We start from the raw sequence: 12197 nt of genomic DNA on the forward strand, positions 1-12197 counted from the left end.
AACTGTGTAACAAGGGGGGGAAACACCATGTACCTGACACCTCAGCATATCCTGCTCGCGGGCGCCTCCGGGCTTACCGGCGAGCACCTGCTTGACCGCCTGCTCAACGAACCCACCGTGACCCGTGTGCTGGCGCCCAGCCGCAAACCGCTGGCTGAACACCCGCGCCTGGAAAACCCGGTAGGCGACCCGGCGGTGCTCCTGCCGCAACTGAGCGGCCAGGTGGATATTGCCTTCTGCTGCCTGGGCACCACCATCAAGAAAGCCGGATCGGAAGAGGCCTTCCGTGCCGTTGACCTGGATATGGTCGTGGCCTTCGCCAAGCGCGCCCGGGAAATGGGCGCGCGGCACTTGATCGTGATCAGTGCGATTGGCGCCGACCCGAAATCCTCGGTGTTCTACAACCGGGTCAAAGGGGAAATGGAACAGGCGCTCAAGGCCCAGGACTGGCCGCAACTGACCATCGTGCGGCCTTCGCTGCTACTGGGGGAACGTGTTGAGCCGCGCCTGGCCGAGCAATTGGCCGGGCCGTTGTCACGCCTGATTCCAGGCAAGTACCACGGCATTGAAGTGTGCGAACTGGCCCGCGCCATGTGGCGCCTGGCGCTGGAAGAGCAGGACGGCGTGCGGGTGGTGGAGTCGGATGAGTTGCGCAAGCTCGGTAAATAAAGCCGGACACACAGCAAAATGTGGGAGGGGGCAAGCCCCAATGCCCGTCAGTTAAGGAAGAACACTGTAACTGTGGCGAGCTCGTTCTATCCCTATAACTAGCCCCCTCCCACATTGGTTTTGGGGTGCCTTTAAAATCCAGGCTAGAGCCCGCCCGTGGCGTTAAACCCCACACCGAGCACCGTCAACACCGACAGCGGCAACAGCAGCGTATCAAGCAATGCACTGGCTGGCAGGTCGACACCGGGATAGCTCGGCGCCTGCGCACCAAACCGGTCCATGGCGCAGCAGCCGCCATTCATCGCATACAAATCCAGCCGCGTGCCGGCATACACCACCGGCGCGCCGGGCTTGGCCGCATCCAGCGTACGCGCGGTGGCGCAGCCGGCCAGTTGCAACGCCAGGATGACCAGCAGGGCCTTATTCATCGCTGCTCAAATGATGCTCACCCCAGCGCGGCAACATGTCCTGGGGAATATTCAGCAGGTTGAGAATCCGGGCCACCACGAAGTCCACCAGGTCATCGATGGTCTGCGGCTGGTGATAGAAACCAGGCGATGCCGGCAAGATGGTCACGCCCATGTTCGACAACTTGAGCATGTGCTCCAGGTGAATGCTCGAATACGGCGCTTCGCGTGGCACCAGGATCAACTGGCGGCGCTCTTTGAGCGTCACATCCGCCGCGCGTTCGATCAGGTTGTTGCAGGCGCCCGTGGCAATCGCCGACAAGGTCCCGGTGGAACACGGCACCACCACCATCGCCGCTGGCGCGCCGGAGCCCGAGGCGACCGGCGACATCCAATCTTCCTTGCCATAGACCTTGATCTGCCCTGCCGCCGCACCGGTGTACTCGGTGAGGAAGGCTTGCATCATCTGCACCTTGGGCGGCAGCGCCACGTCCGTCTCGGTGGCCATCACCAGTTGCGCGGCCTTGGAAATCAGGAAGTGGACCTCACGTTCTTCGCGCACCAGGCAGTCCAGCAGGCGCAGGCCATAGGGCGCGCCGGACGCGCCGGTCATCGCCAGGGTAACGCGTTCCGGGCCGCTCATTTCAGCGCCTCGGCCAACTTGCCATGCAAGCCGCCAAAGCCGCCGTTGCTCATGACCACCACGTGGGTGCCAGGCTTGGCCTGTTGCTTGACGAATTCGATGATGCCTTCAATGGAATCGCAGACCTTCGACGGCACGCTGCAAAGCGCCGCAATCGCGGGCAGGTCCCAACCGAGGTTGGCCGGTGCATACCACACCACCTGGTCGGCGTCGTTGACACTTTCCGGCAAGCCGTCGCGGTGCGCGCCGAGTTTCATGGAGTTGGAGCGCGGCTCGACAATGGCGATGATCGGCGCATCCCCAACCCGCTTGCGCAGGCCATCAAGGGTGGTGGCAATCGCCGTCGGGTGGTGGGCAAAGTCGTCGTAGATGGTAATCCCATTCACGTCGGCGACCTTCTCCATGCGGCGCTTCACGCTTTTGAATGCGCTCAACGCGGCAATGCCCATCGACGGCACCACGCCCACATGGCGCGCGGCTGCCAGGGTCACCAGGGCGTTGGCTACGTTGTGCTGGCCGGTCATATCCCATTCGACGGTGCCCTGGGCCTGGCCTTCGAACAGCACTTCAAAGCGTGAGCCGTCCTCGCTGAGCAACTTGACCTGCCACTGCCCGCCCGCACCGGTGGTTTGCACCGGGGTCCAGCAGCCCATGTCGATCACGCGCTGCAAGGCCGGCTCGGTAGTCGGGTGGATCACCAGGCCTTCGCTTGGAATCGTGCGCACCAAGTGGTGGAACTGCCGCTCGATGGCCTGCAAATCGGGGAAGATGTCCGCGTGATCAAACTCAAGGTTATTGAGGATCGCAGTGCGCGGGCGGTAGTGGACGAACTTGGAACGTTTGTCGAAGAAGGCGCTGTCGTACTCATCGGCCTCGATCACGAAGAACGGCGTATCACCCAGGCGCGCCGACACCGAGAAGTTCTGCGGCACGCCGCCGATCAGGAAGCCCGGGCTCATGCCCGCATGCTCCAGGACCCAGGCCAGCATGCTGCTGGTGGTGGTCTTGCCATGGGTGCCGGCGACCGCCAATACCCAGCGGCCTTGCAGCACGTGATCAGCCAGCCATTGCGGGCCGGAGACATAGGGCAAGCCTTTGTTCAGGACGTACTCGACCGCCGGGTTGCCACGAGACATGGCGTTGCCGATCACCACCAGGTCGGGGACCGGATCGAATTGGGATGGGTCGTAGCCCTGCGTCAGCTCAATGCCCTGGGCCTGCAACTGTGTGCTCATGGGCGGGTAAACATTGGCGTCGGAGCCGGTAACGTGATGGCCCAACTCTTTGGCCAGAACCGCCATCGAGCCCATGAACGTGCCGCAGATACCAAGAATATGAATGTGCATAGTCGACCTCGTAAAACATCGAGGCAGGTTAGCGCAGGGGGGCAAAAATCGCACCTTTTAGCTGTAGGACCCGATCATAGGGAGGCGCGGGCAATACCGTGCCGGCGCAGCTTTCTATAGAGGGTGTTGCGGCTGACCCCCAGCTGTTCCGCCGTGTGGCTCATGTGCCAGCGCTGTTGCTCCAGCGCCGTGAGCAACGCCAGGCGCTCGGCGTCCTCCAGAGGCGACTCCATGGACAGGGCCTCGGCCACCGGTTGCGCCTGGGCCTGGCGGATCTGCGCGGGCAGGTCCTCAAGGCCGACTCGCCCGTCGTCACACAGCGCCGCCAGCGTACGCAGCACGGTACGCATCTGCCGGACATTGCCGGGCCAGGCAAAGCGAAGCAGCGCCGAACGCGCCGCCAGCTCAAGCAACACGGCCTGCCCGCCCGCCTCTTCTGCCAGCAGGAAATCCAGCAATTGAGATTTATCACTGCGCTCACGCAACGGCGGCAACCCGACTTCCAGGCCGTTGAGCCGGTAATACAGATCTTCGCGGAAACTGCCGTCCGCCACACGCCCGAGCAAATCCCTGTGGGTCGCGCTGATGATCCTGACATCGATCGCCTGGGGCTCACCGCCCAGAGGCACGACCATGCGGTCCTCCAGCACCCTTAATAGCCGCGTCTGCAACGCCAGGGGCATATCGCCGATTTCATCGAGGAACAGCGTACCGCCATCAGCCTGTTGCAACTTGCCCTGCATGCCGTCCTTGCGCGCGCCGGTAAAGCTGCCGCCGCGGTAGCCGAACAGTTCGCTTTCGATCAGGCTTTCCGGGATAGCCGCGCAGTTGAGCGCAACAAAGGCTTTGTCGGCGCGCTGGCTGGCATGGTGCACCGCCTTTGCGAACGCCTCCTTGCCGGAGCCGGTCTCGCCATTGATCAGCAACGGCACGTCGCGCTCGAATACCCGCAACGCCTTACGGAAATCGTTTTGCAAGGCCGGGTCACCCAGGCAGATACCGGGCAGCCGTGGTGGCTCCGGCAACTTGGCAATGGGGGCGGGTACCCCTACGCCGCGAGGCTGACCGCGCAGGGCCGCGAACAAATGCCGGCCATCCCGGGTACGCAACGGCCAACTGGCGGTGGCATTTGCGCTGGCGCGACCGAGCAGCTGATCCAGCGAACACTCGAACAACGCCTCCACCGGCTGCCCGAGCAAGCCGCCGCGAACCTGCCCCAGCAGGTTCAACGCGCTCTGGTTGACCGCACAGATACGCCCTTCGCCGTCGAACGCGAGCAACCCCTCGCTGAACAGGCCCACCGATTCCGCCTGTAAATGAAAGCGCAGCAACCATTGGTTCTCGAAATGCCGCAGGAAGTAACAACTCTCGATCATCTTCGCCGAGAGATTGACCAAGGCCATGGTGTGAAACTGGCTCTGGCGCGACACCGCTTCCCTGGCCGAGGACACATCCAGCACCGCCAGTAATTCGCCATGAGGGTCGAACACCGGGCTGGCCGAGCAGGTCAGCCCGGTATGCCGGCCACGGAAGTGTTCATCACGATGAATCGTCAACGACTGGCGCTCCACCAGGCAGGTGCCGATGCCGTTGGTGCCTTCGCAGGCCTCGCTCCAGTCCGCGCCCAGCCACAGCCCGGCGCGCTCGAAAATCTTGCGCTCACTCGACGCGGTGACACAGTTGAGGATCACCCCGCGCGCATCGGTCAACAACACTGCATGGCCGGCGCCCGAGAGCTGTTGATGCAGGCTGTTCATCTCGCTGCCGGCGATGTGCAGCACCTGTTGCAGGCGCTCGCGGCTTTCCAGCAGGCGGCCATGTTCGAGCACGGTAGGGGCGATGGTTTGCGCAGGGTCGAGGTGGTAGTCCTCCAGGCACCTCAGCCAGGAGCGGGCGATGGACGGGTCGCTGGACGGGTCGCGCCCTTGGGCCACGGTGAGGACTTGCTGGGCATGGCGACTGAAATGATCGTTCTGCATGTTCTTATTATTCTCTCTACGTGAGAGCCCCCAGCATCCCCCAGCCATCCGACCTTTGCAATCCCGAGCCGACCCACTGGTCACAGGCTGTACCGTTTATGGCACAAACTGTCACTGCGCCTGTACCACGGCTGCCACAGCAACGCTTTGCAACAACGACCAAGCCCTTGATTTACCTGGCCCGCAAAGCAGTGGCCCAACCTTTGCTCTACGCTTTAACAAGCGCTTGCCGCGCTGCACTCCAATAAACATAAAAGCCAGGAGATACCCATCATGCGTTACGCACACCCCGGTACTGAAGGCGCGATCGTTTCGTTCAAGGCCAAGTACGGCAACTACATCGGGGGCGAATTCGTTGCGCCGGTCGATGGCAACTATTTCACCAACACCTCGCCGGTCAACGGCAAGCCCATCGCCGAGTTCCCCCGCTCCACTGCCAAAGACATCGACAAAGCGCTGGACGCCGCCCATGCCGCCGCTGACGCCTGGGGCAAGACCTCGGCCCAGGACCGCGCGCTGGTACTGCTGAAAATCGCCGACCGCATCGAACAGAACCTCGAACTGCTGGCCATCACCGAAACCTGGGACAACGGCAAGGCCGTGCGTGAAACCCTCAACGCCGACATTCCGCTGGCCGCCGACCACTTCCGCTACTTCGCCGGCTGCATCCGTGCCCAGGAAGGCAGCACTGCCGAAATCAACGAGCACACCGCCGCCTACCACTTCCATGAGCCCCTGGGCGTGGTTGGCCAGATCATCCCGTGGAACTTCCCGCTGCTGATGGCCGCCTGGAAACTCGCCCCGGCCCTGGCCGCCGGCAACTGCGTGGTGCTCAAGCCCGCCGAGCAAACCCCACTGGGCATCAACGTGCTGATGGAAGTCATTGGCGACCTGCTGCCACCCGGCGTGCTCAACGTGGTGCACGGCTTCGGCAAAGAAGCGGGCGAAGCCCTGGCCACCAGCAAGCGCATCGCCAAGATCGCCTTCACCGGCTCCACCCCGGTGGGCGCGCACATCATGCATTGCGCGGCCGAGAACATCATTCCGTCGACCGTGGAACTGGGCGGCAAGTCGCCGAACATCTTCTTCGCCGACATCATGAAAGCCGAACCGCAGTTCATCGAAAAGGCCGCCGAAGGCCTGGTACTGGCCTTCTTCAACCAGGGCGAAGTGTGCACCTGCCCATCGCGCGCACTGGTGGAAGAGTCGATCTACGACGACTTCATGAAGGTGGTGATGAAGAAGGTTGAGTCGATCAAGCGTGGCGACCCACTCGACACCGACACCATGGTCGGCGCCCAGGCGTCCGAGCAGCAGTTCGACAAGATCCTGTCCTACCTGGAAATCGCCAAGGGCGAAGGCGCCGAGCTGCTGACCGGCGGCAAGGTGGAGAAGCTGACCGGCGATCTGGCCACCGGCTATTACATCCAGCCGACCCTGCTCAAGGGCACCAACAAGATGCGCGTGTTCCAGGAAGAAATCTTTGGCCCGGTGGTGAGCATCACCACCTTCAAGGACGAAGCCGAAGCCCTGGCGATTGCCAACGACACTGAGTTCGGCCTGGGTGCCGGCCTGTGGACCCGCGACATCAACCGCGCTTACCGCATGGGCCGCGCGATCAAGGCCGGCCGCGTATGGACCAACTGCTACCACCTGTACCCGGCGCATGCCGCGTTTGGCGGTTACAAGAAGTCCGGTGTGGGCCGCGAGACGCACAAGATGATGTTGGATCATTACCAGCAGACCAAGAACTTGCTGGTGAGCTACGACATTAATCCGCTGGGCTTCTTCTAACTAACCCCTCCTCCCACATTTGAAATGCAATCAAGTGTGGGAGGGGTACCGCCCCTCCCACACTTAGCTCTCCACAAGTACTTGCCAATTGCATTCGGCACACAGAGGCCGAGTTAAAAACAATAACAATGAAAGGTACTTCTTCATGCCTAGCGAACCGACTGGATCTTCCGTCGACTTCGAAAAAGTCGACTCCCAATATTTCCAACAACGCGAACTCAAAAAAGGCGCCGCTGGCTGGGTGCTGTTAGTTGGCCTTGGCGTTGCCTACGTGATCTCCGGCGACTACGCCGGCTGGAACTTCGGCCTGGCCCAGGGTGGCTGGGGCGGCATGTTCCTCGCCACATTGCTGATGGCCACCATGTACCTGTGCATGTGCTTTTCCCTGGCTGAACTGTCTTCCATGATTCCCACTGCCGGCGGTGGCTACGGTTTTGCCCGCAGCGCCTTCGGCCCCTGGGGCGGGTTCCTGACGGGCACCGCGATCCTGATCGAATACGCCATCGCGCCCGCCGCCATCGCGGTGTTTATCGGCGCTTATTGCGAGTCGCTGTTCGGCATTGGCGGCTGGATGATCTACCTGGCGTTCTACATCATCTTTATTGGCATCCACATCTTTGGCGTGGGTGAAGCCTTGAAGCTGATGTTCGTGATCACCGCCATCGCCGCGATTGCCCTGGGCGTGTTTCTGGTGTCGATGGTGCCGCACTTCAATGTCGCCAACCTGCTGGATATCCCGGTGACCGAAGCCAAGGGCGCCAGCACCTTCCTGCCCTTCGGCTATGTCGGCGTGTGGGCGGCGATCCCTTATGCGATCTGGTTTTTCCTTGCCGTCGAGGGCGTGCCCCTGGCCGCTGAAGAAACCAAGAACCCCAAACGCGACCTGCCCCGCGGCCTGATCGGCGCCATTGTGGTGCTGACCAGTTTTGCCCTGCTGATCCTGGTGATCGCACCGGGTGGCGCCGGCACCTATGCGCTGGTCAAGTCCGGCAACCCGTTGGTGGAAGCGCTGGCGTTGTCCTATGGCGGCTCGACCTGGATGGGCAGCTTCGTCAACCTGGTCGGCCTGGCCGGCTTGATCGCCAGCTTTTTCTCGATTATCTACGCCTATTCGCGGCAGATCTTCGCCTTGTCCCGCGCCGGCTACCTGCCGCGCAAGCTGTCCCAGACCAACAAGAGCAAGGCGCCGGTCCTGGCGCTGGTGATCCCCGGCATTATCGGTTTTGGCCTGTCGCTGACCGGCCAGGGTGACTTGTTGATCCTGGTGGCGGTGTTCGGCGCGACCATTTCCTACGTGCTAATGATGGCCGCGCACATCACGCTGCGCATCCGTCGCCCCAAAATGGACCGTCCGTACCGCACGCCGGGCGGCATCTTCACGTCCGGTGTCGCCCTGGTACTGGCCTGTGTGGCCGTCGTTGCGGGCTTTCTGGTGGATCCAAGGGTGGTGATTGGCGCCGCGATCATCTATGGAGTATTAATTGCTTACTTTGCTTTCTACAGCCGGCATCACTTGGTAGCGGGCACGCCGGAAGAGGAATTCGCGGCGATCCAGGCCGCAGAGGCCGCCCTGCACTAACTGCCGTAAACCTCGACGCGGGTTCCTGCCCGCGTCGTCAAGGAGACACTGTATGGCAAGCTTTTCCCATGCGGTGGGTGCACAAACCTACCGCTTCGACAGCCTCAAGGACGTGATGGCCAAGGCCAGCCCCGCACGCTCCGGGGACTTTCTCGCCGGCGTCGCCGCGCAGAACGACGGCGAGCGGGTGGCGGCGCAAATGGCCTTGGCCAATATCCCGCTGACGCACTTTCTGCAAGAGGCGCTGATCCCCTATGAAAGCGATGAAGTCACCCGACTGATCATCGACACCCATGATAAACAGGCGTTTGCCCCGGTCAGCCACCTGACCGTCGGCGGCCTGCGCGACTGGCTGCTCAGCGATGCGGCCGATGAACAATCCCTACGCGCATTGGCGCCAGGGCTGACACCCGAAATGGCCGCCGCCGTCTCCAAGATCATGCGCGTGCAAGACCTGGTGCTGGTGGCGCAGAAGATCCGCGTGGTCACCCAGTTTCGCGGCACCATGGGCCTGCGCGGGCGCTTATCGACCCGCCTGCAACCCAACCACCCCACGGATGAACCGGCCGGTATCGCGGCCAGCATTCTCGACGGCCTGCTCTACGGCAACGGCGACGCCATGATCGGTATCAACCCGGCCACCGACAGCATCGCCTCGATCTGCGCCATGCTGGAAATGCTCGACGCAATCATCCAGCGCTACGACATTCCCACCCAGGCCTGCGTGCTGACCCACGTCACCACCTCCATCGAAGCCATCAACCGTGGCGTGCCGCTGGACCTGGTATTCCAATCAATTGCCGGTACCGAGGCGGCCAACGCCAGTTTCGGCATAAGCCTGAGTGTGTTGCAGGAAGGCTACGAGGCGGGCTTGAGCCTGAACCGTGGCACCCTGGGCCAGAACCTGATGTATTTCGAAACCGGCCAGGGCAGCGCCTTGTCGGCCAATGCGCACTTTGGCGTCGACCAGCAAACCTGCGAAACCCGCGCCTATGCGGTGGCCCGGCACTTCAAGCCGTTCCTGGTGAATACCGTGGTTGGCTTTATCGGCCCCGAATACCTGTACAACGGCAAGCAGATCATTCGCGCAGGCCTTGAAGACCACTTCTGCGGCAAGCTGCTGGGGGTGCCGATGGGTTGCGACATCTGCTACACCAACCACGCCGAAGCCGACCAGGACGACATGGACACCCTGCTGACCCTGCTCGGCGTGGCCGGCATCAACTTCATCATGGGCATCCCCGGCTCCGACGACATCATGCTCAACTACCAGACCACCTCATTCCATGACGCCCTGTACGCCCGCCAAACCCTGGGTTTAAAGCCGGCACCGGAATTTGAACAGTGGCTGGCGAAGATGGGCATCTTCACGCAAGCCGACGGCAAGGTGCGCTTCGGCAACAGCCTGCCCCCGGCATTTCGCCACGCCTTGGCGCAATTGGGATGAAGGAGCCACCCGTGCAACTCGACCTTCCTGAAAACCCGTGGCTGGAGCTACGCCGCCTGACCCCGGCGCGCATTGCCCTGGGCCGTACCGGCACGAGCATCCCGACCAGCGCACAGTTGGACTTCCAGTTCGCCCATGCCCAGGCGCGGGACGCAGTGCACCTGCCCTTCGACCATGGGGGCCTCAGCAGCCAACTGGCCGAACGCGGGCGTGACAGCCTATTGCTGCACAGTGCGGCCGTCGATCGGCATAGCTACCTGCAACGCCCCGACCTGGGGCGGCGCTTGAGTGATGAATCGGCCCAGCGCCTGCGCGACTATGCGACGGCCAATCCTGGCGGTGTGGGCCTGGCGGTGGTGGTGGCCGATGGCCTGTCGGCGCTGGCCGTGCATAAACACACCTTGCCGTTTCTCGCACGCATGGAGGAACAGACTCACGCCGAGGGGTGGTCCTTGTCGCCAGTGATCCTGGTGGAACAGGGCCGCGTGGCGGTGGCGGATGAGATCGGGCAATTGCTGGGGGCCAAGATGGTGGTGATCCTGATCGGCGAACGGCCGGGACTCAGTTCGCCGGACAGCCTGGGGCTGTATTTCACCTACAACCCCAAGGTCGGCCTGACCGATGCCTACCGCAACTGCATCTCCAACGTGCGCTTGGAAGGCTTGAGTTATGGCATGGCGGCCCACCGCCTGCTGTACTTGATGCGAGAGGCGTGTCGCCGGCAGTTGTCGGGGGTCAACCTCAAGGATGAGGCGCAGGTGCAGACCATTGAGTCCGACGACCCGGACCTGATGAAAGGCAACTTCCTGCTCAGCCCGCCGTTGGACTGATCGCGGCACGATTGCGCTTTTTTGCGTCTTTAGGCAGCATCGAGTCACGGCCGCTCGCGTGGTCATACCCTTTGGAAGTTGAGGCCTGGCATGCGGATCACTCAAGCGACCCTGGAACACCTGGACCTGTTGACCCCCTTGTTCGTCAAATACCGCGAGTTCTACGGGGCGCTGCCGTTCCCGGATTCGTCGCGGGCCTTCCTGGAAAAGCGCCTGCGCCGCAAGGAGTCGGTGATCTACCTGGCCCTGCCCGACGATGACGACAAGCGGCTGCTGGGGTTCTGTCAGCTGTACCCAAGCTTTTCGTCGTTGTCGCTCAAACGCGTGTGGATACTCAACGACATCTATGTGGCCGAAGACGCCCGTCGGCAACTGGTGGCGGATAACCTGATGCGTACGGCGAAGAAGATGGCCAAGGAGACTCATGCGGTGCGACTGCGGGTGTCGACCAGCAGTAACAATCAAGTGGCACAGAAGACCTACGAGTCGATCGGGTTTCGCGAGGACACCGAGTTCAAGAACTACACCCTGCCGATCAGCGAAGACTGACGCGCTGACACCTTGTGGGAAGGGGCTTGCCCCCCCGATAGCGGCTTTTCAGTCAGACTATTTATAACTGACCGAGTGCTTTCGCGAGGAAACTCGCTCCCACAATGCATTTCTGGCGATCTGTGGACCGTGCATCGCGACATCCCCCGCTACAAAACCAACACGATTTTCACCTCTCAATCCGTATAATGCGGACCTTTCAGGGTTGTAAGAAACACTACATACACTTGTAGCCTTATTACCCGAGCTTCCGCACAGGCCTGCCGAGTCGGGCCGTCCACACAGGTGCCATCCATGGATTTCAACCCGCTAGACCTTATCCTGCATCTCGACGTCTACCTCGACCTGCTGGTTACCAATTACGGTCCGTGGATCTACGCCATTCTGTTCCTCGTCATCTTTTGCGAAACCGGCCTGGTGGTCATGCCGTTCCTGCCGGGTGATTCGTTGCTGTTTATCGCCGGCGCCGTCGCAGCGGGCGGTGGCATGGACCCGGTATTGCTCGGCGGCCTGTTGATGCTGGCGGCGATCCTCGGTGACAGCACCAACTACGTGATCGGGCGAACGGCCGGGGAACGCCTGTTCAGCAACCCGAACTCGAAAATCTTCCGCCGCGACTACCTGCAAAAAACCCACGATTTCTACGACAAGCACGGCGGCAAAACCGTGACCCTGGCGCGCTTCCTGCCAATCCTGCGGACCTTTGCACCGTTCGTCGCCGGTATCGCGAAAATGCCCTACGCGCGTTTCTTCGGTTTCAGCGTGCTGGGCACCGTCTTCTGGGTCGGCGGCCTGGTGACGCTGGGCTACTTCTTCGGCAACGTACCGTTCATCAAGAAAAACCTGTCGTTGCTGGTGGTGTTCATCATTCTGCTGTCGCTGGTACCGATGATCATTGGTGTAGTCCGCAGCCGCTTTGGTGGTCGCACCTCTTCCGAAGCCAAGCCGCACTGA

At 62.0% G+C, this 12197-nt stretch carries 11 protein-coding genes; 7 read left to right on the forward strand and 4 right to left on the reverse strand.

Translation table 11 applies throughout. The features are described from left to right. Positions 1 to 27: 27 nt before the first annotated feature. The gene (locus AB7933_RS29740) at positions 28 to 669 is read left to right on the forward strand and encodes an oxidoreductase (protein WP_024077589.1); all 642 of its coding nucleotides are present in this window, start codon (positions 28 to 30) and stop codon (positions 667 to 669) included. Between the two features lie 143 nt (positions 670 to 812). Here the strand turns inward: AB7933_RS29740 and AB7933_RS29745 are convergent, their stop codons facing one another. The 4 genes from AB7933_RS29745 to AB7933_RS29760 form a co-directional block, all read right to left on the reverse strand. Further along, on the reverse strand, positions 813 to 1097 hold the full coding sequence (locus AB7933_RS29745; RefSeq protein ID WP_024077590.1) for a YceK/YidQ family lipoprotein: 285 nt from the start codon (positions 1095 to 1097) through the stop codon (positions 813 to 815). Continuing rightward, on the reverse strand, positions 1090 to 1719 hold the full coding sequence (gene ubiX / locus AB7933_RS29750) for a flavin prenyltransferase UbiX (protein ID WP_010206807.1): 630 nt from the start codon (positions 1717 to 1719) through the stop codon (positions 1090 to 1092). The genes AB7933_RS29745 and ubiX overlap by 8 nt, the downstream gene beginning before the upstream one ends. After that, complete coding sequence (gene mpl, locus AB7933_RS29755; RefSeq protein ID WP_024077591.1) at positions 1716 to 3065, reverse strand: UDP-N-acetylmuramate:L-alanyl-gamma-D-glutamyl-meso-diaminopimelate ligase; 1350 nt, start codon at positions 3063 to 3065, stop codon at positions 1716 to 1718. The genes ubiX and mpl overlap by 4 nt, the downstream gene beginning before the upstream one ends. 74 nt (positions 3066 to 3139) lie before the next feature. After that, complete coding sequence (locus tag AB7933_RS29760; RefSeq protein ID WP_024077592.1) at positions 3140 to 5044, reverse strand: sigma-54-dependent Fis family transcriptional regulator; 1905 nt, start codon at positions 5042 to 5044, stop codon at positions 3140 to 3142. Between the two features lie 273 nt (positions 5045 to 5317). Here AB7933_RS29760 and AB7933_RS29765 point away from each other — a divergent pair, with 273 nt between their 5' ends. The 6 genes from AB7933_RS29765 (at position 5318) to AB7933_RS29790 (ending at position 12197) form a co-directional block, all read left to right on the forward strand. Then, positions 5318 to 6838 carry an aldehyde dehydrogenase family protein gene (locus AB7933_RS29765; protein WP_024077593.1) on the forward strand — a complete coding sequence of 507 codons (1521 nt, stop codon included), beginning with the start codon at positions 5318 to 5320 and terminating at the stop codon, positions 6836 to 6838. A 145-nt stretch (positions 6839 to 6983) separates the two neighbouring features. Then, positions 6984 to 8417: an ethanolamine permease gene (gene eat, locus AB7933_RS29770; protein ID WP_024077594.1), complete on the forward strand. Its 1434-nt coding sequence runs from the start codon at positions 6984 to 6986 to the stop codon at positions 8415 to 8417. Between the two features lie 52 nt (positions 8418 to 8469). Continuing rightward, a complete protein-coding gene (locus tag AB7933_RS29775; protein ID WP_024077595.1) occupies positions 8470 to 9864 on the forward strand; it encodes an ethanolamine ammonia-lyase subunit EutB in 1395 nt (464 codons plus the stop codon). Next, positions 9861 to 10694 carry an ethanolamine ammonia-lyase subunit EutC gene (eutC, locus tag AB7933_RS29780; protein ID WP_024077596.1) on the forward strand — a complete coding sequence of 278 codons (834 nt, stop codon included), beginning with the start codon at positions 9861 to 9863 and terminating at the stop codon, positions 10692 to 10694. The genes AB7933_RS29775 and eutC overlap by 4 nt, the downstream gene beginning before the upstream one ends. 90 nt (positions 10695 to 10784) lie before the next feature. Continuing rightward, on the forward strand, positions 10785 to 11243 hold the full coding sequence (locus AB7933_RS29785; protein ID WP_024077597.1) for a GNAT family N-acetyltransferase: 459 nt from the start codon (positions 10785 to 10787) through the stop codon (positions 11241 to 11243). Positions 11244 to 11537: 294 nt separating this feature from the next. Continuing rightward, positions 11538 to 12197: a DedA family protein gene (locus AB7933_RS29790; RefSeq protein ID WP_024077598.1), complete on the forward strand. Its 660-nt coding sequence runs from the start codon at positions 11538 to 11540 to the stop codon at positions 12195 to 12197.

The organism is Pseudomonas gorinensis (assembly GCF_042015035.1).
GTDB lineage: Bacteria > Pseudomonadota > Gammaproteobacteria > Pseudomonadales > Pseudomonadaceae > Aquipseudomonas > Aquipseudomonas gorinensis.

What these genes read in the sequence shown, in the direction of transcription:
- AB7933_RS29740 (WP_024077589.1), top strand. Translation starts at nt 28, where the DNA reads ATGTACCTGACACCTCAGCATATCCTGCTCGCGGGCGCCTCCGGGCTT.
- eat (WP_024077594.1), top strand. Translation starts at nt 6,984, where the DNA reads ATGCCTAGCGAACCGACTGGATCTTCCGTCGACTTCGAAAAAGTCGAC.
- eutC (WP_024077596.1), top strand. Translation starts at nt 9,861, where the DNA reads ATGAAGGAGCCACCCGTGCAACTCGACCTTCCTGAAAACCCGTGGCTG.
- ubiX (WP_010206807.1), bottom strand. Translation starts at nt 1,719, where the DNA reads ATGAGCGGCCCGGAACGCGTTACCCTGGCGATGACCGGCGCGTCCGGC.
- mpl (WP_024077591.1), bottom strand. Translation starts at nt 3,065, where the DNA reads ATGCACATTCATATTCTTGGTATCTGCGGCACGTTCATGGGCTCGATG.
- AB7933_RS29785 (WP_024077597.1), top strand. Translation starts at nt 10,785, where the DNA reads ATGCGGATCACTCAAGCGACCCTGGAACACCTGGACCTGTTGACCCCC.
- AB7933_RS29745 (WP_024077590.1), bottom strand. Translation starts at nt 1,097, where the DNA reads ATGAATAAGGCCCTGCTGGTCATCCTGGCGTTGCAACTGGCCGGCTGC.
- AB7933_RS29790 (WP_024077598.1), top strand. Translation starts at nt 11,538, where the DNA reads ATGGATTTCAACCCGCTAGACCTTATCCTGCATCTCGACGTCTACCTC.
- AB7933_RS29760 (WP_024077592.1), bottom strand. Translation starts at nt 5,044, where the DNA reads ATGCAGAACGATCATTTCAGTCGCCATGCCCAGCAAGTCCTCACCGTG.
- AB7933_RS29765 (WP_024077593.1), top strand. Translation starts at nt 5,318, where the DNA reads ATGCGTTACGCACACCCCGGTACTGAAGGCGCGATCGTTTCGTTCAAG.
- AB7933_RS29775 (WP_024077595.1), top strand. Translation starts at nt 8,470, where the DNA reads ATGGCAAGCTTTTCCCATGCGGTGGGTGCACAAACCTACCGCTTCGAC.